The organism is Methylocaldum marinum, from assembly GCF_003584645.1.
GTDB lineage: Bacteria > Pseudomonadota > Gammaproteobacteria > Methylococcales > Methylococcaceae > Methylocaldum > Methylocaldum marinum.
The window spans coordinates 1,976,590-2,000,751 of the sequence record NZ_AP017928.1 but is presented as its reverse complement, the minus strand read 5'-3'; the positions used below and the strand labels follow the sequence as shown (position 1 = coordinate 2,000,751).

21 protein-coding genes, 1 tRNA gene and 1 pseudogene are annotated in these 24,162 nt (G+C 55.5%); 11 read left to right on the top strand and 12 right to left on the bottom strand.

Annotated features, from left to right (window positions below):
• Positions 1 to 6 precede the first annotated feature (6 nt).
• From ftsB to sS8_RS08745, 4 genes are read right to left on the bottom strand one after another with little or no spacing between them, the layout of a single operon-like run.
• On the bottom strand, positions 7 to 366 hold the full coding sequence (gene ftsB, locus sS8_RS08760; protein WP_119629318.1) for a cell division protein FtsB: 360 nt from the start codon (positions 364 to 366) through the stop codon (positions 7 to 9).
• 27 nt (positions 367 to 393) lie between these two features.
• Positions 394 to 1,677, bottom strand: a complete 1,284-nt coding sequence (eno, locus tag sS8_RS08755) for a phosphopyruvate hydratase (protein ID WP_119629317.1) — start codon at positions 1,675 to 1,677, stop codon at positions 394 to 396.
• A gap of 45 nt (positions 1,678 to 1,722) precedes the next feature.
• On the bottom strand, positions 1,723 to 2,544 hold the full coding sequence (gene kdsA, locus sS8_RS08750) for a 3-deoxy-8-phosphooctulonate synthase (RefSeq protein WP_119629316.1): 822 nt from the start codon (positions 2,542 to 2,544) through the stop codon (positions 1,723 to 1,725).
• Positions 2,544 to 4,181: a CTP synthase gene (locus sS8_RS08745; RefSeq protein ID WP_119629315.1), complete on the bottom strand. Its 1,638-nt coding sequence runs from the start codon at positions 4,179 to 4,181 to the stop codon at positions 2,544 to 2,546. Before sS8_RS08745 ends, kdsA begins: the two co-directional genes overlap by 1 nt.
• Positions 4,182 to 4,370: 189 nt before the next feature.
• Here sS8_RS08745 and sS8_RS08740 point away from each other — a divergent pair, with 189 nt between their 5' ends.
• Positions 4,371 to 4,703 carry a DUF4156 domain-containing protein gene (locus sS8_RS08740; protein WP_119629314.1) on the top strand — a complete coding sequence of 111 codons (333 nt, stop codon included), beginning with the start codon at positions 4,371 to 4,373 and terminating at the stop codon, positions 4,701 to 4,703.
• Positions 4,704 to 4,807: 104 nt separating this feature from the next.
• A pseudogene (gene tnpA / locus sS8_RS08735) lies at positions 4,808 to 5,262 on the top strand (IS200/IS605 family transposase).
• A gap of 57 nt (positions 5,263 to 5,319) precedes the next feature.
• Here the strand turns inward: tnpA and tilS are convergent.
• From tilS to zwf, 4 genes are all read right to left on the bottom strand, one after another.
• Positions 5,320 to 6,681, bottom strand: a complete 1,362-nt coding sequence (gene tilS, locus sS8_RS08730; protein ID WP_145986455.1) for a tRNA lysidine(34) synthetase TilS — start codon at positions 6,679 to 6,681, stop codon at positions 5,320 to 5,322.
• Positions 6,682 to 6,730: 49 nt separating this feature from the next.
• The gene (accA, locus tag sS8_RS08725; RefSeq protein ID WP_119629312.1) at positions 6,731 to 7,696 is read right to left on the bottom strand and encodes an acetyl-CoA carboxylase carboxyl transferase subunit alpha; all 966 of its coding nucleotides are present in this window, start codon (positions 7,694 to 7,696) and stop codon (positions 6,731 to 6,733) included.
• 31 nt (positions 7,697 to 7,727) lie between these two features.
• Positions 7,728 to 8,447, bottom strand: coding sequence for a dienelactone hydrolase family protein (locus sS8_RS08720; RefSeq protein ID WP_119629311.1), 720 nt, complete (start codon positions 8,445 to 8,447; stop codon positions 7,728 to 7,730).
• A 68-nt stretch (positions 8,448 to 8,515) separates the two neighbouring features.
• Positions 8,516 to 10,006 (bottom strand): glucose-6-phosphate dehydrogenase, encoded by a 1,491-nt coding sequence (zwf, locus tag sS8_RS08715; RefSeq protein WP_119629310.1) that lies wholly within the window; start codon positions 10,004 to 10,006, stop codon positions 8,516 to 8,518.
• Positions 10,007 to 10,155: 149 nt separating this feature from the next.
• On the opposite strand from zwf, the gene sS8_RS08710 reads away from it, so the two are divergent.
• Positions 10,156 to 10,746, top strand: a complete 591-nt coding sequence (locus sS8_RS08710; protein ID WP_119629309.1) for a DUF4202 domain-containing protein — start codon at positions 10,156 to 10,158, stop codon at positions 10,744 to 10,746.
• Positions 10,747 to 10,884: 138 nt separating this feature from the next.
• Here sS8_RS08710 and sS8_RS08705 read toward each other — a convergent pair whose 3' ends face one another.
• The gene (locus sS8_RS08705; RefSeq protein ID WP_170161007.1) at positions 10,885 to 12,168 is read right to left on the bottom strand and encodes an NAD(P)/FAD-dependent oxidoreductase; all 1,284 of its coding nucleotides are present in this window, start codon (positions 12,166 to 12,168) and stop codon (positions 10,885 to 10,887) included.
• Positions 12,169 to 12,992: 824 nt separating this feature from the next.
• Between sS8_RS08705 and amoC the strand changes: the two genes are divergently transcribed.
• The 4 genes from amoC to sS8_RS08685 all read left to right on the top strand — a co-directional run bounded on the left by amoC (position 12,993) and on the right by sS8_RS08685 (position 16,995).
• Complete coding sequence (amoC, locus tag sS8_RS08700) at positions 12,993 to 13,778, top strand: bacterial ammonia monooxygenase, subunit AmoC (RefSeq protein ID WP_119629308.1); 786 nt, start codon at positions 12,993 to 12,995, stop codon at positions 13,776 to 13,778.
• Between the two features lie 129 nt (positions 13,779 to 13,907).
• Complete coding sequence (gene amoA, locus sS8_RS08695) at positions 13,908 to 14,651, top strand: bacterial ammonia monooxygenase, subunit AmoA (RefSeq protein ID WP_119629307.1); 744 nt, start codon at positions 13,908 to 13,910, stop codon at positions 14,649 to 14,651.
• A gap of 114 nt (positions 14,652 to 14,765) precedes the next feature.
• Positions 14,766 to 16,010 carry a bacterial ammonia monooxygenase, subunit AmoB gene (gene amoB / locus sS8_RS08690; RefSeq protein WP_119629306.1) on the top strand — a complete coding sequence of 415 codons (1,245 nt, stop codon included), beginning with the start codon at positions 14,766 to 14,768 and terminating at the stop codon, positions 16,008 to 16,010.
• A gap of 205 nt (positions 16,011 to 16,215) precedes the next feature.
• Entirely contained in the window at positions 16,216 to 16,995 is a 780-nt protein-coding gene (locus sS8_RS08685; protein ID WP_119629305.1) for a TatD family hydrolase, read from the top strand.
• Here the strand turns inward: sS8_RS08685 and sS8_RS08680 are convergent.
• From sS8_RS08680 to sS8_RS08670, 3 genes are read right to left on the bottom strand one after another with little or no spacing between them, the layout of a single operon-like run.
• Positions 16,949 to 18,109, bottom strand: a complete 1,161-nt coding sequence (locus tag sS8_RS08680; RefSeq protein ID WP_119629304.1) for an aminotransferase class V-fold PLP-dependent enzyme — start codon at positions 18,107 to 18,109, stop codon at positions 16,949 to 16,951. The two genes, sS8_RS08685 and sS8_RS08680, sit on opposite strands and share 47 nt — an antisense overlap.
• A gap of 34 nt (positions 18,110 to 18,143) precedes the next feature.
• Positions 18,144 to 18,968 (bottom strand): undecaprenyl-diphosphate phosphatase, encoded by an 825-nt coding sequence (locus tag sS8_RS08675; RefSeq protein WP_119629303.1) that lies wholly within the window; start codon positions 18,966 to 18,968, stop codon positions 18,144 to 18,146.
• A gap of 35 nt (positions 18,969 to 19,003) precedes the next feature.
• Positions 19,004 to 20,893, bottom strand: a complete 1,890-nt coding sequence (locus sS8_RS08670) for a potassium transporter Kup (RefSeq protein ID WP_119629302.1) — start codon at positions 20,891 to 20,893, stop codon at positions 19,004 to 19,006.
• A gap of 805 nt (positions 20,894 to 21,698) precedes the next feature.
• On the opposite strand from sS8_RS08670, the gene tpiA reads away from it, so the two are divergent.
• From tpiA to tgt, 4 genes are all read left to right on the top strand, one after another.
• Positions 21,699 to 22,451, top strand: coding sequence for a triose-phosphate isomerase (gene tpiA, locus sS8_RS08665; protein ID WP_119629301.1), 753 nt, complete (start codon positions 21,699 to 21,701; stop codon positions 22,449 to 22,451).
• 11 nt (positions 22,452 to 22,462) lie between these two features.
• Positions 22,463 to 22,834, top strand: coding sequence for a preprotein translocase subunit SecG (secG, locus tag sS8_RS08660; protein WP_119629300.1), 372 nt, complete (start codon positions 22,463 to 22,465; stop codon positions 22,832 to 22,834).
• A gap of 32 nt (positions 22,835 to 22,866) precedes the next feature.
• Positions 22,867 to 22,951, top strand: a tRNA-Leu gene (locus sS8_RS08655).
• Between the two features lie 73 nt (positions 22,952 to 23,024).
• Positions 23,025 to 24,152, top strand: a complete 1,128-nt coding sequence (gene tgt / locus sS8_RS08650) for a tRNA guanosine(34) transglycosylase Tgt (protein ID WP_119629299.1) — start codon at positions 23,025 to 23,027, stop codon at positions 24,150 to 24,152.
• Positions 24,153 to 24,162 lie beyond the last annotated feature (10 nt).

Genomic DNA, 24,162 nt, shown 5'->3' with positions numbered 1-24,162 from the left:
CGCGTGTCAACGGGGCCTTTCGGTCTTTTTTTGCGGTGCGGCTTTTCGATTTGAAGGCTTTGATTGCGGCAACCTGTCGTGGGTCTGGTCCTTGGGCATCTCGATCACTTGGACGAAGGTCTCTCCCTGTTTGATCATGCCGAGTTCCTGGCGAGCCCGTTCTTCGATGGCGTCCGATCCCTCCTTCAAATCGCGGACGTCGGCTTCCAGTGCGGCGTTACGTTCGCGCCGCTTATCGCCTTCCTCGGTGAGCTTCTCGATTCGCTCCTGTATGCCCTGCAACTCGGCGATGCCCCCATCGCCAAGCCACAGGCGGTACTGGAGCAGGGCGATCAATACCATCAAGAACACAGTCAGCTTTTTCACACGGTCGTCGGACGGCGTCTTGCCTGTTCAGAAAGCTTGATGGAAGGCGCTACGTCCGGCATATCGGGCTTTTTCACCCAATTGCTCCTCGATTTTGAGGAGCCGATTATATTTGGCCACTCTGTCGGACCGGCTGAGAGAACCGGTTTTGATTTGTCCCGAGCAAGTGGCTACGGCGAGATCCGCGATGGTGGTGTCCTCGGTTTCGCCGGAGCGGTGCGAGACGACAGCCGTATATCCGGCCCGGTGGGCCATGGCTATGGCGTCCAGGGTTTCCGTGAGGGTGCCGATTTGATTGACCTTGATCAGTATTGAGTTGCCGATCTTGGTCTCGATGCCCTGTTTCAGGATGGCGGGATTCGTGACGAAAAGATCGTCGCCTACCAGCTGAATGCGGCTCCCCAGCCGTTCGGTCAATAGTCTCCAACCGTCCCAGTCGTCTTCGGCCATGCCGTCTTCGATGGTGATGATGGGATATTTGTCGACCCAAGCAGCAAGGTAGTTCGCGAACTCGTCCGAAGTGAACCGCTTATTCTCGGATTCCAGAGTATAGATGCCGTCCCGGCAAAACTCGGAACTGGCGACATCCAGGCCGAGATAGATGTCTTTTCCCGCTTTATATCCTGCCCGTTCGATCGCTTCCAGGATGATGCCGATGGCGGATTCGTTGGAAGGAAGATTCGGCGCGAAGCCGCCTTCATCGCCCACGCCGGTGCTCAGAGCCTGTTCGGCCAGTACCTTTTTCAGGGCGTGGAAGACTTCTGCGCCGTAGCGGAGAGCTTCCCGGAAGCTGGGCGCGCCGACCGGAAGAATCATGAATTCCTGCATGTCCACGCTGTTGTCGGCATGAGCGCCGCCATTGATGATGTTCATCATGGGGACCGGCAACAGAAACTCGCCGCTACGGTTGAGGTAAGCATAGAGTGGCTTGCGGGCGTCGTTCGCTGCGGCGTGGGCAGTTGCCAGGGAAACGCCCAGGATGGCATTCGCGCCTAGGCGGCCCTTGTTGTCGGTGCCGTCCAGTTCGATCATCCGGCGGTCGACGACTGTCTGGTCGGCGGCATCCAGACCTAAAACGGCGGAGCGGATTGCCGTCTTGACGTTCTCGACGGCTTTCAGAACCCCTTTGCCCAGATAGCGGGCCTTGTCACCGTCCCGGAGTTCTATGGCTTCGCGGGTCCCGGTTGAAGCGCCGGACGGTACCATGGCACAGCCGCTCGCTCCCGATTCAAGTATCACCTCTACAGCGACAGTGGGGTTGCCTCGGGAATCAAGCACCTCGTGTGCTCGTATGTCGGTAATTTTGCTCATTGGATCCTTTCCTCTGGTATTGGGGTGTTGTTGTAATAATCTGGTCTAGAGCATTTCGCGTAATTTGACGACCCGGTCGATTTCGACAAGCACCTCCAAAAGCTCCTTTATGCGAGCCAAGGGCCATGAATTGGGACCGTCACTTTTCGCCTTTTCCGGTTCGGGGTGGGTTTCCATGAACAGGCCCGAGATGCCAACCGCCACAGCCGCCTTGGCCAAGGCCGGGATGAACTCCCGTTGTCCTCCGGAGGCGGTGCCTTGACCGCCGGGTAACTGTACCGAGTGGGTGGCGTCGAAAACGACGGGGCAGCCGGTCTCTCGCATGATGACGAGCGCGCGCATGTCGGAGACCAGGTTGTTGTAGCCGAACGAAACGCCGCGTTCGCAGACGAGGATCTGTTCATTGCCGACGGCTCTTGCCTTGTTGGCCACATTCTTCATGTCCCAGGGGGCCATGAACTGGCCCTTCTTGATGTTGATCGGCTTGCCTTGCCTGCAGACGTCCTGAATGAAATTGGTCTGGCGGCAGAGAAATGCCGGCGTCTGCAATACGTCGACGACGGCGGCGACTTCGCCGAGTGGCGTATCCTCGTGGACGTCGGTCAGCACCGGGACGCCTATGGTTCTTTTTACCTTTTCGAGAACACGGAGCCCCTCTTCGAGACCGGGGCCCCGGAAACTTTCGTGCGACGACCGGTTCGCCTTGTCGAAAGACGATTTGTAGATAAATGGAATGCCCAGACCGGACGTGAATTCCTTAAGTGTTCCAGCCGTATCCAAAGCGAGTTGTTCGCCTTCGATGACACAGGTGCCGGCGATGAGAAAAAAGGGCCGGTCCAAACCTACTTCGAATCCGCACAGTTGCATCAGTTTGCCTTGTTGTTTTGACGGTACTCGATGGCCGCGCGCACAAAGCCGGTGAACAGAGGATGGCCGCCACGCGGGGTGGATGTGAATTCGGGATGAAACTGGCAGGCGAGGAACCACGGATGATCCGGGATCTCGATCATTTCCACCAAGCGTCCGTCCAGAGATTTGCCGCATACGCGCAGCCCGGCGTCTTCGAGACGCTTCAGATAGCGGTTGTTGAATTCGTAACGATGGCGGTGGCGCTCGTTGATGACATCCTTGCCGTAGACGCGATGACCCAGGCTGTCCCCGATCAGGCTACATTTTTGACCACCGAGTCGCATGGTGCCGCCGAGATCGGATTTTTCATCCCGATGCTCGATCGTGCCGGAGTCGTCTTGCCATTCCGTAATCAGGGCAATGACCGGATGCGGTGTCTTGGGCAAAAACTCGGTGCTGTGGGCGCCTTCCAGTCCGGCTACGTCGCGGGCGAATTCGATGACCGCTACCTGCATTCCCAAGCAAATGCCGAGATAAGGGATCCTCTTTTCGCGGGCATACTTGGCCGTTGCAATTTTACCCTCGACCCCCCGTTCGCCGAAGCCGCCAGGCACCAGAATGGCATCTATGCCTTCCAGCGAGGCGGTGCCTTTGTCTTCGATTTCTTCCGATTCGATGAACCGGATCTCGACCTTGGTCCGGGTTTGAATGCCGGCGTGTATGAGTGCTTCGGACAGAGACTTGTAGGCGTCGGAATGATTGACGTACTTGCCGACCATGGCAATTGTCACCTGGTGTACAGGGTGCTCCAGGGCATCGATGACCCCATGCCAGTCGGACAGATCGGCGGTACCCGCGTCGAGTTTGAGTTTTTTCACCACGATATCGTCCAATCTCTGTTCGTGCAGTAGCAGCGGGATTCGATAAATGGTATCGGCATCGACGGCGGAAATGACGGCATCTTCCCCGACATTGGTGAAGAGCGCGATCTTGGTTCGCTCGGACTTGGGAATGATCCGGTCGGAACGGCAAATAAGAACATCGGGCTGTATGCCGATGGTTCGGAGTTCCTTCACCGAATGCTGGGTCGGCTTGGTCTTGAGTTCACCTGCGCTCGCGATGTACGGAACCAGGGTGAGGTGAATAAACAGGCATTTGTCGTCGCCCAACTCGACCCGCATCTGGCGAGTGGCTTCCAGGAAAGGCAGGGACTCGATGTCGCCCACGGTTCCCCCGATTTCGATCAGAGCCACGTCGTAGCCTTCCGCGCTGAGCCGGATCACGCGCTTGATCTCGTCGGTGATATGGGGGATAACCTGCACGGTCGCTCCGAGGTATTCCCCTCGTCGCTCCTTGCGGATGACATTTTCGTAAATCTGTCCGGTGGTCCAACTGTTGACCGTCCCCATGGTGGTGCTCAGGAAGCGCTCGTAGTGCCCGAGGTCCAGATCGGTTTCGGCGCCGTCTTCGGTTACGAACACCTCGCCGTGCTGAAACGGGCTCATGGTGCCCGGATCGACGTTGATATACGGATCGAGTTTGGTCAGCGTAACCTTGAGGCCACGGGCCTGCAGGATTGCGGCTAGCGACGATGCGGCAATGCCTTTGCCCAGAGATGAGACGACTCCGCCGGTGATAAAGATATATTTGGTCATTCAGCGATGGGTATGATAGGGCTGCGTTACGGCTGCAGAGACAGCAACCGTCGCGTCGGACGTCAATGGGATAGTCCGCATATTCTACTCAACCTGCGGGTCGGAGTCACCGCCCAGGTTGGTTACAATCCACTGTCGAATCGCGCTAACATGACGAAGTACAACGATAAATTGAGGAGATATCATTAGATGAGTGGGGCGAGATTGTTCACGCTTGTTTTGGGGGGCGCGTTGGCGTTCCTGATTTCGGGATGCACTTGGGTTGAACTCAAGCCTCAAGGCGAAAAGATACGAATGCTGACCCCGCCTGAAGTGGGGCGCTGTAAATTTCTGGGGCGTATCACGTCGAATACGGCCGCGACCATCGGTATTTTCGCCCGCAGCAGAGACACCGTACAGGAGGAAGTCTATCGTCTCGCGCGCAATAACGCGGGAGATATGGGGGGCGATACGATCGTGCCGACCGGCCCCATGATCGACGGAGAACAGTCCTTCAACGTTTACCGCTGCATCAATCCTTAACTCATTGAGGTAAGCCCCCGGCTTTGCCGGGGGACTCACCGAGGTTTGACCTGTACAACGGTCATCGTGAACCTGAAATCTCGACCAAGAGAAGGAGGTTCACAATGAAAGAGTACCAGAGTCTTTCCCACACCCGGTGGGATTGTAAGTATCATGTGGTGTTCATCCCGAAGCGGCGGAAGAAACAGATTTTTGGTGCGCTCAAGCGGCATCATGGAGAGATATTTCATGAGCTTGCCGGGCACAAGGAATCGAAAATAGTAGAAGGTCACCTGATGGGCGACCACGTTCATATGTGTATCAGCATTCCGCCGAAGTATGCGGTTTCGAACGTGGTGGGCTACATCAAGGGTAAGAGTGCGATCCAAATCGCCCGGCAGTTGGGGGGCGGCAGAGGAACTTCACCGGGGAGAATTTCTGGGCGAGGGGATATTTTGTGTCCACGGTGGGTTTGGATGAGGCTATGGTTCGGGCGTATATCCGCCATCAGGAACAGGAGGATGAGCGTATTGACCAGATGAAGCTGGGCCTGTCAACAGCCGCCTTGGGCGGCTCATGATTTTACGGCGCCTTCGAGGCGCTCACCCAATAAGCCCCCGGCTTTGCCGGGGGTGATTTAACTTAGGAACGTCGCGCCGGAAAACCCGTCCGGCGCGCGCCAGCGGATCACCACATTGGTGTCGTCCGGTTTTCCGGCATAAGAATCGGATAGCCACAACCCCGCCACCGACGCGAGTTCGTTGTCGATATAGACGAGCGGCGTTCGTTCCCGTATCCAGGGCGGAATGCCGGCTTCCTGAAACAGCTTTTTAAGCTCGTGCGAGCCGTCACGGCTGGGTAAGCGCATTCGTTCGCCGCCTTGCCGGTAGCGGACGGTGATGGTGCCGGATCGCCATGCCTCCCGCGAGATTCCCGCTCGTTTCTCGTGGGTGACGCTGAGGTCGCCGTTTTGATCCGGAAGGCGGAGTGTCGAGATGCCATCCCATGGAATGATTTCGTGCGGATGGAAGGGGGGAGCAACAGGCATCAGGAAGAGTTCGCCCCGATAGCGCCGAATTTCGCCTTCGCTCCACCGGATTGTCGGGTTCCGGTCGGGTCTCGCGCTCAGGGCCTCGTCCAAGGCCCGATCGATAACCCGGGTCGACGGCATACGGAAACCTCGACTTCGCAGCCATTCACGCAGAATCAGGCGGCCGTCCGGTTGCGAATAGGTCCGGAGCCGGTCCAGATCAAGCGTGTTTCGCTCCGGATGGAGAACGGATTTCAGTAGATTTTCAGCAAGCGAGTCGAGTAATGCTTGCGCTTCGGCGCAATGTCGAGCCGTTCTGGCCAAGGCATCCTTGGTTGATGGCCAGCGTTTTTCGAGTAACGGGATGACCTCGTGGCGGATAAAATTTCGGTCGAAGCGCAAGTCGAGATTGCTGGGGTCCTCGATCCAGGCCAGCCCGTGGGACTCTGCGTATTCGCATAATTGGGCACGCGAAAAGGTCAGGAATGGCCGCATCAGAAATCCCGGGCCGAAATCGGCTCGTTCCGGCATGGCGGCAAGGCCGGCGATGCCCGCGCCTCTGAACAGTTGGAGCAGGAGGGTTTCCGCCTGGTCGTCCCGATGCTGCGCGGTCAGAACGACCTCGCCTTCGGACAGAAGCGCGCGCAAGGCCTGGTAGCGGGCGCTCCGAGCCGCTTCCTCGGGGCTTTGGCCGGGTTTCGCGGCGGCGTTTACCCGTAAAAGACGGTACTGAATTCCCAGTTCCCGGCAGCTCGCTTCGCAAAATTCAGCCCATTGTTCAGCGGCGGCTTGCAGGCCGTGGTGGACGTGTACGGCGGCAAAGTCGAGGTCCGGGCGCCTGGCTTTCAGTTCCGAGCAGGCATGAAGCAAAACCTGAGAGTCGATGCCGCCGCTGTAGGCGATCCAATATCGGGGGGCCGGCGGTTGGCGGTCCAGAATCGAGGTTAGGGTTGCGGTGAAGAGGCTCATCAAAGCCAAAATGAGCTGGGGCGGCCAGTATCCGCCCCGCAAGCATGGACTAGGCTACGGCTTCCTCAAAAATGCCGTAGCTCATCAAGCGTTCGTAACGCTGTTCCAGCTGGGTCTCGATGGGCGTGCGGCGCAGCTCTTCGAGATGCCGCTTTAGGGCGGCTTTAAGATTGTCGCCGGTTTGCTTGCGATCGCGATGAGCACCACCCAGGGGCTCGGGCACGATTTCATCGATAAGTTCCAGCTCTTGCAGGCGATCCGATGTAATGCCCATGGCTTCGGCCGCCAGCTCCGCCTTGTCCGCGCTTTTCCAGAGTATCGAGGCGCAGCCTTCCGGGGAGATGACCGAATACGTGCTGTACTGCAGCATCAGCAGGCGGTCGCCCACGCCGATCGCCAGCGCACCTCCGGAGCCCCCTTCGCCGACCACGGTGCAAATGATCGGAGTGCGCAGCTTGGACATTTCGAAAAGGTTACGCGCGATGGCCTCGCTCTGACCGCGTTCTTCCGCGCCGATCCCGGGATAGGCGCCGGGCGTGTCGATGAAGCAAAGGATGGGTAAGCGAAACCTTTCTGCGAGGTGCATCAGCCGCAGTGCCTTGCGGTAGCCCTCGGGCCTCGGCATGCCGAAATTGCGGTAGATTTTTTCCTTGGTATCACGGCCTTTCTGATGGCCGATGATCAGAACCGATTGTCCGTCCAGTTTGGCGAGCCCGCCCACGATCGCCGGATCGTCGGCGAAGCCGCGATCCCCATGAAGCTCGTGGAATTCGTCGAACATCAGATCGATATAGTCCAGCGTATACGGACGCTGCGGATGGCGGGAAATCTGCGATATCTGCCACGCTGTGAGCGACGAGAATACCGATTCGGTCAGCTTGCGGCTTTTCTCTTCAAGCCTCGCGATCTCCTCGCTGATATTGATTTCATTGTCGAAGCCGACTCGCTTCAGTTCTTCGATCTTGGCTTCGAGTTCGGCGATGGGCTGTTCGAAATCTAGGAATTTCAGATCCATTTGTCGATTTTTTAGGATGCTCGGTGAATGCCTAGTTTAACACCTCGGCCAGGAAATTCCGCAGGGTATCCCAGGAGCGGCGATCCGCGGTCTCGTCATAGACCGTACCGAATGAACGATCGTTCGCAACCGGGTTGGTGAAGGCGTGCAGGGTATTGCCATATAAGTGGATTTGCCAGTCAGCCTCGGCGTCGGTCAGCTCCTTGGCCAGGCTCTGGACCTGGTCGGGCGGCGCCATGGGGTCGTCATAGCCATGCAAGACGAGTACCTTGGCCTTGATCTTATTGCCCCGGGTATTGCCGGGCGGTACGAATAAGCCGTGGAAGCTGACCACGCCTCGGATATCGGCTTCGGTGCGAGCTAGGTCAAGCACGCATAGACCGCCGAAGCAAAATCCCATGGCGGCGATCCTCTTGGGGTCAACCTGCGGGAGTCCGCGCACGGTTTCCAGTGCGGCGGCGATGCGTTCCTGCAGCAGACGACGGTCGTTCATGAACGGAGTCATCAATCGCGCGTTTTCTTCCGGGTCCCTTCCGACAACGCCCTTGCCGTACATGTCGAGCGCAAAGGCCGCGTAGCCCAGTTCCGCCAATTTGCGGGCCTTGTTGCACACGAATTCGTCCCTTCCTGCCCAGGCGTGGGAGATCAGTACGGCCGGCAGAGGCTGAGTACGCCGATCGTCATACGCGAAAAATCCTTCGAGTTGAACATCATTATGGCAATAGTCGATGGTCCGGGTTGTAACCGCCATTGAAGAGGTCTCCAGGTGAATCGAACGAACTTACGGTAAACGGTAATTAGCCCAACGGATCCCGGACGCTAGGAAGGCGCATCGCCGACCGAGAACGAATGCCGCCATTTTTGGTCCTCTCGCTCGAAGATGCGGTCGGCTTCCTCGGGCCCCCATGAACCGGCGGGATAGGTGTGAATGAATGCCCGGTCCACCGACCATGCCCTGATGATGGGATCGACCACTCTCCAGGCCCATTCCACCTCGTCCGAACGCAGGAACTGAGAATGATCGCCGCTGATGATGTCGAGCAGGAGCGACTCGTAGGCATCCAATTGGTAGCCTGCCTGATAGCAGGTACTTGCATCGAGTTGAGTAGTCCGCGCCCGCATGCCGATGCCGGGTTCTCGAACCTGAACTTCGGCCCGTATGCACTGCTCTGGCTGTATGCCCATCAGCAGCCAGTTCGGCGGCGGAGCTTGAATCTGGGTTTCCCGAAACAATTGCTGCGGCGGGTGCTTGAACCGGATGGCGATGAGCGAACTGTTCCTCGCCAGGCGTTTTCCGGTCCGTAAATAAAACGGAACATTGCGCCAGCGCCAATTATCGATATAAAGCTTCAGCGCGGCATACGTTTCGGTCGTGCTTTGCTTGTCCACCTGTTTTTCGTCCAGGTATCCCGGAACCTCCCGGTCCTTGATCCGTCCCCGGGCGTATTGGGCGCGAAAGGCGTGAGCGTGGACCGCACCTTTGGCTATGGGGCGAATGGATTTCAGTACCTTGACCTTTTCGTCCCGGATCGATTCGGCGTCCATGGAGGCCGGCGGTTCCATGGCCACCAGGGCCAGCATCTGCATGAGATGGCTCTGGATCATGTCTCGCAATGCGCCGGCGGTTTCGTAGTAGGCAGCCCGATCTTCGATTCCCGCAATCTCACCGTGGGTGATCTGTACATGATCGATAAGGTTGCGGTTCCAGAGCGGTTCCCACATGAGATTCGCGAAGCGGAACACGAAAACGTTCTGGACCGTTTCCTTGCCTAGATAGTGGTCGATACGAAAGATCTGATGCTCGGCAAAATTTCGATGCAGGCAGTGATCGAGGACTTGCGCATCCTCCAGATGATAGCCAAACGGCTTTTCGACGACCAGGCGCCGCCAGCCGGCAATTTCCTGGTTGAGTCCGGCAAGCGCCAGGTAATCCGCCGCCACCTTATATTCCGAAGGTGGAAGCGAAAGGTAATACACGTGATTCGGCGGAAACCCGGGGCCGGTATCCAGGGCTTGCCGGAGATGCGCCGACGAGCCCGCATCTCCGATATCCGCGGAGAGGAAGTGGAGACGTTTGCTGAAGCGGCCGAAAGCCTCCTGTTCAAGGGAGTTGCCCAAGCGTTCTCCAAGCCATTTGGACACCTCGGTTCGCCAGCGGGAGTTGTCCCAATCCCGTCGACCGATACCCAGGATGGACATCGCCTCCGGCAATCGACCTGCCTTATCCAAGCGATATAGGGCGGGCAGCAGTTTTGTGCGGGACAGGTGGCCGGTAGATCCAAAAATGGTGAACACGCACGCGTCAGGCATCGTTTTCTCCCGGCGAACCGTTGATTGCGTGATGATACCGTTTAGTCTTGTTTCCGCCAATGCTGGAATTCATCGAGAAGGCTTAATTGCGAATGAAATCGGGATTTGATATGTAGTTGTCCGGTATTCCAACTTGGAGTGAAACCTTGATGAACGACGATCGGCTGGAGCAGGTGCTTGGTTTAATTGACGAGGCCAACGCACAGGATCCCAACAGGGAAGTCTGGCAGGGCGAATCCTATTCTAAAGAATTGCTTTACGGGACGCGTATGACGGAGTGGCTCGACCGGCTCTATCCGGGATCTCCGGATTTGCTGCACATCGCCGCACGCGGGCAGCACATCCGACGTTGGGAAGTACCTCGGCAGAGTTACCCCGATACTCGCGAGGGGTATCTCCAATGGCGCAGCTATTTATACGGTTTTCATGCTGATCGTGTCGCGGAACTGATGACTCAGGCCGGATACGGCTCGACTGACATCGAGCGAGTTCGAAAAATTCTCCAGAAACGCGGCTTGAAAAGCGACCCTGACGTTCAATCGATCGAGGACGTCGCGTGCCTGGTGTTTCTCGATTTTTACTTTGCTCCGTTTGCGGTGATTCACAATCAGGAAAAACTGATCGGAATCGTCCGCAAGACCTGGAAAAAAATGTCCGAACACGCGCGGAATCGTGCGCTCGAGCTGGAGTTTCCCGATGAGATTCAAAGTCTGCTCGCAATCGCTTTGCAAGCGTCTTAGTCCATGCGTCCAAGTCCCCATGTCCCCCATGGCCACACCGTCCCCGTAGGGTAAGCGTGGTTTTCGGCCTTCGCCACGTGACGGCTGACAAAATTGAAACCTGAAAGTTACCGGAGTTACCAATTCCGTGGGGCTTGACTAGCCGAACGCTTCGGCGGCGATGACTTTCTGCCAGTTCCGGGCATGCTCGGCCTCTTTCCGGCGGTCGCCGTCCATTGGCGTTTCACCCGTCGAGGTAGCCGTAAGCTGTTTTTCGATCGGTGAATATTCGTATACGCCCGTGATCGAAATCGCATAGTCCGGCTGCAAAAAGCTGTAGCAATGATTGATCAGGCTGGGAGGGCCGGGTTCATGCCCCTGCAGCAGATCGATCACGGCCGCCGCGCAGACCTTGGCCTGCGAATTGGCGGCAAAGGCCGATTTAGGCATGGGGGGCGCCGTACAGGCATCGCCGACAATATGTACGCCGGGGACGATGGTTGATTCGAAGGTTCTGGGATCGACGGGACACCAACCCGATTCGTCGGTCAGTCCGGCCGATTGCGCGAGTTTCCCGGCTTTTTGCGGCGGGATCACGTTCAACACGTCGGCGCGATACTCGTTGAACTCGGTGAACACGACACGCGATTCCGCATCAACCCGGTCGATCTTTCCTTCTCGTTCCGCCGAGATCCACTCCACCATGCCCGGATAGAGCTCCTTCCAGCCGTGAAGAAACAGTTCCTGTTTGGAGAAGCGGGTTTTGGCATCCAATATGAGCACTTTGGAGCGCGGCTTGTAGCGGGTCAGGAAATGGGCGATCAGCGACGCGCGCTCATAAGGTCCGGGTGGGCAGCGATATGGATTTGCGGGCGCAGTGATTAAAACGACGCCGCCATTGGGCATGGCTCGCAGCTGTCGTTGTAGGAGTAGAGTTTGTGGACCCGCCTTCCAGGCATGAGGGACTGACAGGCTGGCCTTTTCATCGTACCCGTCGACTTCTTCCCATCGGAAATCGATACCTGGCGCGACGATCAGCCTATCATACGGTACCGCCGAACCGTCCGTCAGCAGAACGGCACGTCGATCGGCATCGATCGCGTTGATTTCCGCTCTTACGATGCGAATTCCTTGGCTATTTCCGAGGATGTCGTAGTCGCGACGAAGTTCATCGAGCCTTTTCAGGTCGGCGATCACTTCGTTGGATCCCGGGCAGGATAAATAAACGGCCTCTCGCTCGATCAAAGTCACGTCCAGGTTCTGACCGAGCATCTTGAGGTATTTCGCTACGGACGCTCCCGCGAAGCCACCGCCGACGACCGCAATACGAGCCTTGACTGATTTTTCCCGAAGAGCGGAAAGGTTTGCCGAACAGCCGTATGCTCCGAGTGCTCCGACCATCGATGCCCACTTGATGAAGCTGCGTCGAGAAAGGCGTGCCATACAAGCTCCTCAGCGGTTTCGAAAGAAGCGCGCCAGCCCAACGAAATCCTGATGCTGATATCCCCGTGCGATGCGATCCATCACTGTGGCTGAGCGAGAACTCGATTGAAAGTCCTGCATGGCGCGGATGAATTCGGATTCCGGGATTCCGCGTATCGCCGGAATCGACCCCATGCCCTGACCGTAAGTACCATGGCAACCACCGCAGGCGAGTGCAATCGCCGCAGGTTTCGGTCGTTTGAAATCATCGCCGAGTACGGCTTGGCAAACCGAAAGTGCAGAAATAGCGGCACATGCCGTTACCCGCAGAACTCGAATCAGTTGCATATCCGCTTACTGTCACCTGTAGGGCATTGGGCTAGCGTACAGCGTCTAGGTCTGTTTGAGAATCGTGTCAGGTGTCGAGAGATGGATTCCGGCGCGACCAAACCTATTGACCCGGTTGTGTCAGGCTTTACTTCCGGTTCATCTCTGTTGGGGATGAGGAGCGCGGGTATTTGAGAAGAATTGGCGTGAACCGGAAGCTCAAAAATTCGTACGCCTTTTGCTGCGTTCGAAAAGCCTTCAAAAAGCTTCATCACAACAATCCGTTATGCTCTTTTTAAAGGATTTTCCCGCGGCTAAATATGTATTTGATTTATAGACAGACTGTTCCTTGACAAGGTAAGAATGAGTGATAGACTGCTCGGCACCCTAGGAGTGGGACATTTTGTCGCAGGGGTGAAGACTCCTGGGACGGGAATGAAAAAGAAAGGCAGGGAAGCGAGTTGAGGTAGCGGTGCGGAGACGCACTGGAAGTGAGTACTAACTTTGGAGGTAAAACTATGGCTGCAACGACTGTTGGTGGCGTAGAGGCGCAAGATAAGCCGCTGTTGGACATCAAATGGCTGACTTTTGCGTTTGTACTGTACACGGTATTTTACATGTGGGTACGGTGGTACGAAGGGGTTTACGGCTGGTCGGCCGGTCTGGACTCGTTCGCACCGGAATTCGAGACGTACTGGATGAACTTCCTGTACACGGAGATTGTGCTGGAAGTGGTTACGGCCTCGATTCTGTGGGGCTATCTGTGGAAGACCCGTGACCGCAACATGGCGGCCCTGGCTCCGCGGGAAGAACTGCGCCGGAACATGACGCACCTGATTTGGCTGTTTGCCTATGCATGGGCCATTTACTGGGGTGCGAGCTACTTCACCGAGCAGGACGGCACCTGGCACCAGACGATTGTTCGCGACACTGACTTCACGCCGTCGCACATCATCGAGTTCTACCTGAGCTATCCGATCTACATCATCACGGGTGGTGGCGCGTTCCTGTATGCGCATACCCGCCTGCCGCACTTCGGCGCTTCGAAGGGTTTGTCGCTGGCGTACCTGATTTTGTGGACCGGTCCGTTCATGATTCTGCCGAACGTTGGCCTGAACGAATGGGGTCACACCTTCTGGTTCATGGAAGAGTTGTTCGTAGCGCCCTTGCACTACGGCTTTGTGATCTTCGGCTGGCTGGCCTTGGCGATCATGGGCGTGTTGCTGCAGGTATTTGCGAGCTTCTCGAACCTGATGGGCAAGGAAATCTGTGAAGCGGTAGATCAAGGTCTGATCGCGAAATAAGTTTGGACAAGGGCGTGGCGGGCGTGCTGAAAGGCGCGGCCGTTGCGCCCGGCACTGGACGTGACGATGGCGGTCCGAGCGACGGGCAGTCATCTAGAACGACAATAAATGAACTTTTGGAGGTAACTCATGAGCGCACTTCAATCTGCGGTTCGGTCTCATGCCGAAGCAGTGCAAGTCTCCAGGACTATTGACTACCTGGGGATCTTCATTTTCTTCTTTGTAGTGTGTGGTTCGTATCACATTCACGCCATGTTGACCATGGGTGACTGGGACTTCTGGTCGGATTGGAAAGACCGTCGACTGTGGGTGACGGTGACCCCGATTGTGTTGGTGACGTTCCCGGCGGCGATCCAGGCGTGGGCTTGGGAGCGGTTCCGCAATCCGTGGGGTGCGACCATTGCGGTTCTGGCGCTGCTGTTTGGTGAATGGGTCAACCGCTACTTCAACTTCTGGGGCTGGACCTACTTCCCCATCAACTTCGTATTCCCGGCGGTTCTGGTTCCGGGTGCGATTTTGCTCGACACCTTCCTGATGCTTTCGGGCAGCTACCTGTTCACGGCGATTGTGGGCGGTATGGCTTGGGGCCTGATTTTCTATCCGGGCAACTGGCCGGTCATTGCGCCGCTGCACGTACCGGTGGAATACAACGGCATGCTGATGTCGGTTGCGGACATTCAGGGTTACAACTATGTGCGTACCGGTACGCCGGAGTACATCCGCATGGTTGAAAAAGGCACTTTGAGAACGTTCGGTAAAGACGTTGCGCCGGTGTCGGCATTCTTCTCGGCCTTCATGTCGATCCTGATCTACTTCATGTGGCATTTCGTGGGTCGCTGGTTCTCGACGGTTCGGTTCTTGAAGCAGACCTAATCGGACCGGGAATTCGGAAGAACAAAAGCACAACGCACCGAGCCTTTTGAGCGCCCTCTGGGAGGGGGCTTGAAGGGCGGGTACACCAGAATAGACTCGAGAGAGGAAGAATCTATGAAACTACTGAAAGACAGGATCGCCAAGTGGTCCATGGTCGGTTTGCTGGCCACGTTTGCCGCGACCAGTTTCTATGCGCCGAATGCGTCGGCCCACGGTGAGAAATCGCAGGCGGCGTTCATGCGTATGCGTACCATTCACTGGTACGATCTGAACTGGTCGAAAGAGAAGGTGAAGGTCAATGACACGGTTGAAATCACCGGTAAATTCCATGTGTTCGAAGGTTGGCCGGAGACGGTGGCGGAGCCCGATACGGCGTTCCTGAACATCGGTATCCCGGGTCCGGTTTTCATCCGTAAGGAATCGTACATTGGTGGCCAGTTGGTGCCGCGTTCGGTTCGCCTGGAAATCGGCAAGACCTACGAGTTCCGCGTGGTGCTGAAGGCGCGTCGTCCGGGTGACTGGCACGTTCACACCATGATGAACGTGGAAGGCGGTGGTCCGATCATCGGTCCCGGCAAATGGATCACGATCGAAGGCTCGATGAGCGAGTTCAAGAACCCGGTGACCACGTTGACCGGTCAGACGGTTGACCTTGAGACCTATAACGAAGGCAACACCTACTTCTGGCACGTCTTCTGGTATGCGATCGGCATTGCCTGGATTGTGTACTGGGTACGTCGTCCGGCCTTCCTGCCGCGCTACCTGATGGTGGAAGCGGGCCGTGCGGACGAACTAGTCTCCGGCGGTGACAAGAAAGTGGCCATGGGCTTTGCGGCGGCGACGATCCTGATTGTGATCTTCGCGATGTCGAGCGCCAACAGCAAATACCCGATCACCATTCCGCTGCAGGCCGGTACGATGAGAGGCATTCAGCCGATCGAGATGGCGCCGCCGACGATTGCGGTGAAAGTGGAAGATGCGAGCTACCGTGTGCCGGGTCGTGCGATGCGGATGAAGCTGACCGTGACCAACAGTGGCGACAAGCCGGTACGGTTGGGCGAATTCTACACGGCGTCGGTACGTTTCCTGGATAGCGACGTATACAAGGACACCAGCGGTTATCCGGAAGACCTGATGGCTGACGATGGGTTGGAAGTGAGCGACAACAGCCCGCTGCAGCCGGGTGAGACGCGGACGATTGACGTGACCGCCAGCGATGCGGCGTGGGAAGTCTATCGTCTGTCCGACATCATCTACGATCCGGACAGCCGTTTCGCCGGTCTGTTGTACTTCTTCGACGATGCGGGTAGCCGTCAGATCGTTCAGATCGACGCACCGCTGATCCCGTCCTTCATGTAATTCCGCCGGGCGCCGGTCCGACCGGCGCCCGTAACGGATGCACGACCGACGGTCGTTACTTAGAGCCCTCCTTCACGCCGAAGGGGGGCTTTTTTATGCGTGGTGAAAATGGACTACGGCTTCGATCACCGCGAGCGGGCGGGGACAGGGATGGTAGAATGGATGGACGATCTTGCCTTGTACTTTTAGGGTTTTGTTTTCCAATATGTTTATAGATTCCCATTGCCATCTGGATCGCATTGATTTGGCACCTTTTGGTGGCGACTTCGCTTCATTTATGAAAGAAGCGAGCATGCATCAGATTGATCATATGCTGTGCGTATCGATTGATCTTCAAAGCTACCCGGCAATGCGCTGTCTGGTGGGCGCGTACGATAATGTCTCCGTATCGGCCGGCGTTCATCCTAATGAGAATGTTTCCGAAGAACCCAGTATCGAAGAACTCGTCTCATTAGGGGGGGACGACAAGGTAATGGCTATAGGCGAAACGGGATTGGACTATTACCGGAGCTCAGGAAACCTGGACTGGCAGAGAAAGCGTTTTCGACAGCATATTCGAGCTGCAAAAATTCTGGGTAAGCCCTTAATTATCCATTCGCGCGAAGCCAAGGACGACACCATAAAGGTGCTGAAGGAGGAAGGTGCAAGTCAAGTCGGTGGCGTATTCCATTGCTTCACCGAGGATTGGGAGACGGCACTTCAGGTTATAGACCTGGGGTTTTTTATCTCGTTTTCCGGCATTGTGACTTTTCGGAATGCCCAGTTGATACAGGATGTAGCGAGAATGATTCCGAATGATCGGTTTTTGATTGAAACCGATTCACCATATCTGGCGCCCATTCCATTTCGTGGAAAGCCGAACTATCCGCTTTATGTTAGGCATGTGGCTCAGTGTATCGCTGAGCTGAAGAACATTTCTATCGATGAGGTCGCCAGGCTCAGTTCGGACAATTTCTATCGGCTGTTTTCACGCCCTCGGGCTTAAACAATGCAATGTGGAGTGCCCGTTCTATTTGATCTGGCGGAGTGTAGAAGTGTGGTGAGAAACGGATCCCTCCGCCCCGTAGCGCACAGACAACGCCATTCTGCTTCAAGTGTTGATAAAGTCGCTGGCTTTCTATAGAGCGGTGGCGGAAATTCACGATGCCGGAGCGACGTTCGGGGATACTGGACGACAGAAGCTCCAGTGCTGGCTCATTCGTAATCGCTTCGACAAGAAGGCGGGTTCGTTCCAGCAGTGAGCTTTCGATTCTATCTACGCCGGTTTCCAATATTAGTGAAAGGCTGGCTGACAGGGCATGTATGCCGAGCATATTAGGGCTGCCACACTCGAAACGACGAGCATTGCCGGCTGGAATCCAGGATCTGTTGTCGTAGTCGCCGGCGTTTGCAACCATGTGCCAACCGTACTGCATCAGATTCAATAGCCGTCTTGCACGTGCCGAGGTGTAAAACACGCCCAAGCCCTCGGGGGCCAGCATCCATTTATGACCATCTGCCATGGCAAAGTCGGCGTGAAATTTCTGTACGTCGAAATTTAAAGCACCTAAGCTTTGAATGGCATCGATACAAAATAGTATTCCGTGGTCATGGCAAAACTGGCCGATTTTTTCGAGATTGAGACGAAGTCCAGAAGCGAATTGAACGGAGCTGACGGTAATAAGTTTGGTTTGTCCGTCGGCGAGTGCAAATAGGGCGTCTTCGGGCGCGTTTGCGCCATCCGTGAGATCTGCCTCTCTGAACTCGACGCCTCGACCGCTCAGTGCTTGCCAGGGAATTCTATTGGATGGGAATTCCTCGTTGGTCGAAACGATATTGTCGCCCGGTAGCCAGTCAAGGCCGAGAGCCACAAGCGAAATTGCTTCGGAAGTATTCTTGACCAAAGCGATGTCGTCAGTGGATGGCGCATTGAGCAGTTCTCTCAACTGCTCGCGTAAGAAGTTTTCTTGCTGCGTCCAATCGGGATAATGAGCGGCGCCAAATCGCAGGTTTTCTTCGGCAAAGCGGGTTATGGCCGATACTGTACGCAAAGGCCAGGGCGCGACCGCTGCATGGTTCAGGTAGATCAAGTCCGGGGATAGCGGAAATTCAGGGTGCATCGGCTGTTTTCGGGGCTGGCGCGTAGAATCAGGATCAGAGCGAAATGGTGAGTCCTGCAGTAGACAGGAAATAGATCAATACCATAGAACCGAAGAGAATTCGGTACCAAGCAAAAGCCTTAAAACTGTGTCTGGCAACGAATGCCAGTAGTGCACGAATGACCAGCCAAGCGCTGAAAAAAGCGGCAACAAAACCGGTTGCCAAGATCTCGAAATCTCCAGGCCTCAAGATGTCGAGATTCTTGTATAAATCGTAAAACGTCGCGGCGAACATCGTCGGAATTGCCAGGAAAAACGAGAATTCCGTCGCAACAGACCGGGACATGCCGGTTAGTAATCCACCCATGATGGTCGCCCCTGCTCGAGACACGCCGGGAAACAATGCCAGGCTCTGGGCGAAGCCAATCTTCAGTGCAATATGCCAAGTCATATCGTCGACCTTCTCGACCCGATGAGTCCGGCGCCGACTTTCGATGACCAAAATGACAAGCCCGCCGATTATCAGCGCTCCGGCAACGGTAATCGGGTTGAAGAGTTGAGCCTTAATCGTTTTATGAAGGGCGAGACCGAGCAGAGCGGCGGGAAGGAATCCAATGAATACATTAATAGCGAAACGGAAGGCGGCAGGATCCGAGAACAGTGATGCGCATACCTGCCCGATGCGTGCACGGTAATGCCAGATGATCGCGCAAATTGCGCCGAGTTGAATGAAAATGTCGAAGGTTTTGGCCTGTTCGCCCGTGAAAGCCAACAAGTCATTGGCGATGATTAGATGGCCTGTACTGGAGACGGGGAGAAATTCGGTGGCTCCCTCTAATATACCAAGGATGATAGCTTTCAAATAAAGGGGGATATCCATAAGGCTCCTTAGGTTGGAAAAAAGCAGCCCCGTAATTACAGCATGCGCTGTACACCGAGTTCAACGACTCGATCTGCAGGAATCCGGAAGTAAGTAACCGCGCTGCTGGTATTTCTGGACATTCCTATGAACAGCTTCAAGCGCCAGAGCGGCATTTTCGGAACGGGACCTGGAATAATCGTTTCGCGACTGAGAAAAAACGTCGTGTCGGAGATGTCGATTTCGAACTCCCGGCTGCTTGATTTCAATACGCGCGGGATGTTTGGAGATTCCAAAAAGCCATAGTGCAGGTTGATTCTGAAAAATCCTGCGCTAAGGCGATGGATCTCTCTACGCTTCTCCGGGGGGACGCGTGGAATGTTTTCCGTGGTGACGGTCATTAGCACGACGGTCTCGTGCAAGACTTTGTTGTGTTTTAGATTGTGCAACAGTGCAGGTGGAATTCCTTCACGGCTGCTCGTCATGAACACGGCGGTCCCGGCTACGCGAAGCGGGGGAGTGGCGGCAATGTCGGACAGGAACTGATTGACCTGGAGCGAGTCGTCGCGTTGGCTTTCCCGGAGCAAGTCGCGACCACGTTTCCAAGTCGTTAGGAAGGTGAAGGCAAATAGGCCAATGACTAAGGGGAACCAGCCGCCTTCGAAGATCTTAATCGCATTGGCCGCTAGAAACGACAAATCCACCGTCAGAAATCCGATGCCGAGAATACCGCTCAGGAATGGATTCCACTTCCATAGGCTGTACACCACAACAAAAGCCAAAATCGTATCGATAGCCATCGTTCCGGTAACGGCGATCCCATAAGCGGCTGCAAGGTTGGACGAAGTCTGAAACCCGAGAATCAATCCGATGGTAGCGGTCATCAATGCCCAGTTGATCCAGGGGACGTAAATCTGTCCTTTTTCCTCTTCGGAGGTGTATTGGATGCCAAGTCTGGGGCAGAAACGCAGCTGAATCGCTTGCGATGTCAATGAGAATGTTCCGGAAATGACGGCCTGGGAAGCAATAATCGTGGCTAGGGTGGCCAAGCCGATCATGAATACCAGTGCGCCTCCGCTGGGGATGAGCAGAAAAAATGGATTTTGGACTGCCGACGAATCCTGTATGAGAAGAGCCCCCTGTCCGAAGTAGTTGAGCATCAATGACGGCCAGACAAACAGAAACCAAGCCTTGCGTATAGGCTGGCGGCCAAAATGTCCCATGTCCGCATAGAGTGCTTCTCCCCCTGTGACCGCCAGAACTACCGCGCCCAATATGAATATGGAAGACCATCCATAGGACATGAAGAAATGCATGGCATGGATCGGATTTATCGCTTCCAAGATAGCGGGCATGCTTATCAGGTTGATGATGCCGAATGCCGCAAGACTGAAGAACCAGACTGCCATGATCGGTCCGAACAACGCGCCTACTCCGGCCGTTCCCTTTCGTTGAAACGTGAAGAGCCCTATAAGGATTGCGAGAGCAATAGGAATTACGTACGAATGAAGCTCCGGCCGGAAGACTTCGAGACCCTCGACGGCGCTCAACACCGAGATTGCCGGTGTGATCATCCCGTCGCCATAGAATAGCGAGGCGCCGATCAATCCCAATCCAATCAGCAGTGAGCGGAAGCCTGGACTGATTTCTGCCTTCCGCTGGACAAGCGAAATCAGGGCCATAATCCCTCCTTCGCCGTTGTTGTCCGCACGCATTATGAAGATGACGTATTTCAACGATATGACGGTCAGAACAGCCCAGAAAATGAGTGACAAAACGCCGAGGACATTCTCCGGTGTCGGTTCGAGCGCAAGAAAGCCTCCAAAGCATTGCTTCAGAGTGTAGAGCGGACTCGTTCCGATATCGCCGAATACGATCCCCAGAGCAGCGATGACCAAGCTTTTATGCTCCCGCGGATGGGATGGAGCCAGGGCAGTAGAATTCATGGATATTCTCCGTCGCCGATGCGATAAGAGCGCAAGCCTCGTTCGGGATGGCTCTCGAGCAGCGTTGTGCTAATTCTTGTGCAACTTCGTCCTCTAGAAGAGGAGGCGGAGACATAGTCAGCTAAATGTGCAACAGGGATGAGCCTCCACGATACATGACGGGAAGCGATTATCGGGAAATGCGTTCTGGCAAGATCGTTCGGTTTCAGCATCTCTTATCTGGTTGGCCGCACAAGAGAAAAATAGCTTCGATCATTTGGGAAGGACGGTTTCCGCTTGAACGCAACGCATCGATTGCCGTGTCTGCTTCTGAAATGCAGCTGCCTGAACGTTTAAGCCGAACGCTGATGTATGAGCGTATAGGTGAAATGTAGTTCAACGGGACTGATCATGCTTTGGTTCCATCCAATCGCATTTCGAACACGTAGCCAAAAAGCCGTACCCCATGCCTGACGGAATCGGAACGAAGGAAGGGAGCATTTCCGTGCCCACAGGATGATTAAGCGGCATGTTACCCGAGGCGTGAGCTTTGCTGAACCAATAAAAAGTCCATTCCGGTGAATAGCCATTTTCGGTGAGTGAAATTCTGGGTGAGTCTGAAACCGTGCGGAAGTTTTACTTTTCGGACCGCCTGTTTCGGAAAGTCCATCGCAATGCTCCTATAACGATTCGATGAGCACAAAGGTTCCCCAACGGTGCGAAGCGGGTGGAAATTGCCAATCTAGACCTGCCTCAGCCGCCTTTTAGCTTGAAAAATGGGGTCTGAAACAGTAAGCTTCCACGGTTTTACAACAAGGAGCGCTTAATGGTTCGTCGTCCTCTGGTTGTCGGAAACTGGAAGATGAACGGCACTCGAGAAAGTAGAAAAACATTGCTGGCGAATATCTTGTCGGGTGTGTCGGAGTCCGATCCAGCGGAAGTGGGCATATGCGCACCTTACGTATTCATACCCGAAGCGGCCGAGTTGTTGAAAAAAGTACCGATTTTGCTCGGGGCGCAAAACGTAGCCAACGAGGATGATGGGCCGTTTACGGGTGAAATCTCTGCACGGATGTTGCGAGAGTTCGGGTGTGACTTGGTTATCGTCGGCCATTCCGAGCGACGATTGCTGTATGGGGAGTCGAATGAATTGGTGGCTGCGCGCTATAAAAAGGCACTCGATTACGGTCTCACGCCGATCTTGTGTGTAGGCGAAACCCTGAAGCAGCGCGAACGAAGCGAAACACTCGACATAATCGACCAGCAGTTGGATGCGGTTGTCGATTCAGCCGGGGTTGAATCGCTGGCAAACGCCGTCATCGCTTACGAGCCCGTTTGGGCGATCGGGACCGGGAGAACCGCGACGGTCGCGCAGGTGCAGGAGATACACGAATATTTGCGGCGAAAGATCTCGGGGTGGGAACCCGGGGTTTCGGCTTCGGTCCGGATTTTATATGGCGGCAGTGTTAAGCCCGAAAATGCCCGTACCTTGTTCGGTTTGCCCGACGTGGACGGTGGATTAATTGGCGAAGCGTCCTTGGATGCCGAGTCTTTTCTCTCGATATGCCATTCGGTTTAGGTGAAGGTTTTATGTATCAGGCATTGACAATTATTCATGTCTTGGTTGCCTTGGCGGTCATTGGATTGGTGCTTCTTCAGCAAGGACGGGGTGCCGATGCCGGTGCGGGTTTCGGCGGCGGTGCATCCACCAGTTTGTTCGGTGCGCGGGGCGCCGTTTCGTTTTTGTCCCGCACTACCGCGATACTCGCTACCGTGTTTTTTGTGACGAGTCTGAGTCTTGCATACTTAGCGGATAAGCAGGATAATGGCCAAGTTGATGTCATAGGGGCCCCCGATGTGGACCCATCCCAACGCGATCTTCCACCGATAGTGGAAGAGCCGTCAGCGACTGACGAGGCCGATTTGCCGGAGGGTGTCGAGATACCCCAACCGGCAGAGTAGGCGGAATAGCCAACCTTGTTAGACCGTATTTAGCCGATGTGGTGGAATTGGTAGACACGCCATCTTGAGGGGGTGGTGACGCAAGTCGTGTCGGTTCAAGTCCGACCATCGGCACCAGTCTCGATGTAACGAGACGGCCTGTCTATTTGCATAGTCAGGCCTCTTTTCTTTTTGCGCACTTGAAAATCCGATGGAGTTTAATGTAAGCAGCACTGACGGCAAGGCCCGACGGGGCGAGCTTATCTTTTCGCGCGGAAGAGTGCAGACGCCGGCGTTCATGCCGGTCGGCACGTATGGCACCGTCAAGGCGATGACGCCTGAAGAGCTCAAGGAACTTGGTGCGGAAATCGTTCTGGGAAACACCTTTCACCTGATGCTCCGTCCGGGTACGGACGTAATCCGCAGTCACGGTGGTTTGCATGATTTTATGCACTGGGACCGCCCGATTCTGACCGACTCCGGGGGCTTTCAGGTGTTTAGTTTGGGGGCGATGCGCAAGATTACCGAGGCGGGGGTCCTGTTTCGCTCTCCGGTGGACGGAAGCGTCACGTTTTTGGGCCCGGAGGAATCGATGGCGGTACAGCGCGAATTGGGTTCGGATATTGTGATGGTCTTCGATGAGTGCACCCCATATCCGGCCAGTTACGAGCAAGCTGCCGATTCCATGCGTTTATCGTTACGCTGGGCCGAACGCAGCAAAAAAGCACATGACGGCAACCGGTCGGCCTTGTTTGGTATCGTGCAGGGTGGTGTTTACGAAGCGCTTCGGTCCGAGTCCGTTGAGGGGTTAAAGGCTATAGGATTCGACGGATATGCTATCGGCGGCCTTTCCGTCGGCGAATCCAAGGAAGACCGGGCGCGGGTCCTGAACTCGCTGATGCCGAAGATGCCGTTCGACAAGCCCCGATATTTGATGGGAGTCGGTACCCCGGAAGACATTGTCGAGGCCGTCCGGCTCGGCATCGACATGTTTGATTGTGTTATGCCGACCCGTAACGCCCGTAACGGACATCTGTTCACGCGCCACGGTGCAATCAGAATACGCAACAGCTGTTATCAGAACGATACCAGGCCACTCGACGACGAATGCCGCTGCTACACCTGCCGGAACTACAGCCGATCCTACCTCCGTCATCTCGACAAGTGTCGCGAAATTCTCGGAGCTCGGCTGAATACGATACACAATCTTTTCTATTACCAGGAGCTTATGGCTGGACTCAGAAGGGCAATCGAGGAAAGGACATTCAATGACTTCGTCGTCCGTTTTTATGAGCAAAGAGGAAAAGGTGATGTTTTGTGTAATAATGCCGCGCTTTAGAAGAAGATAA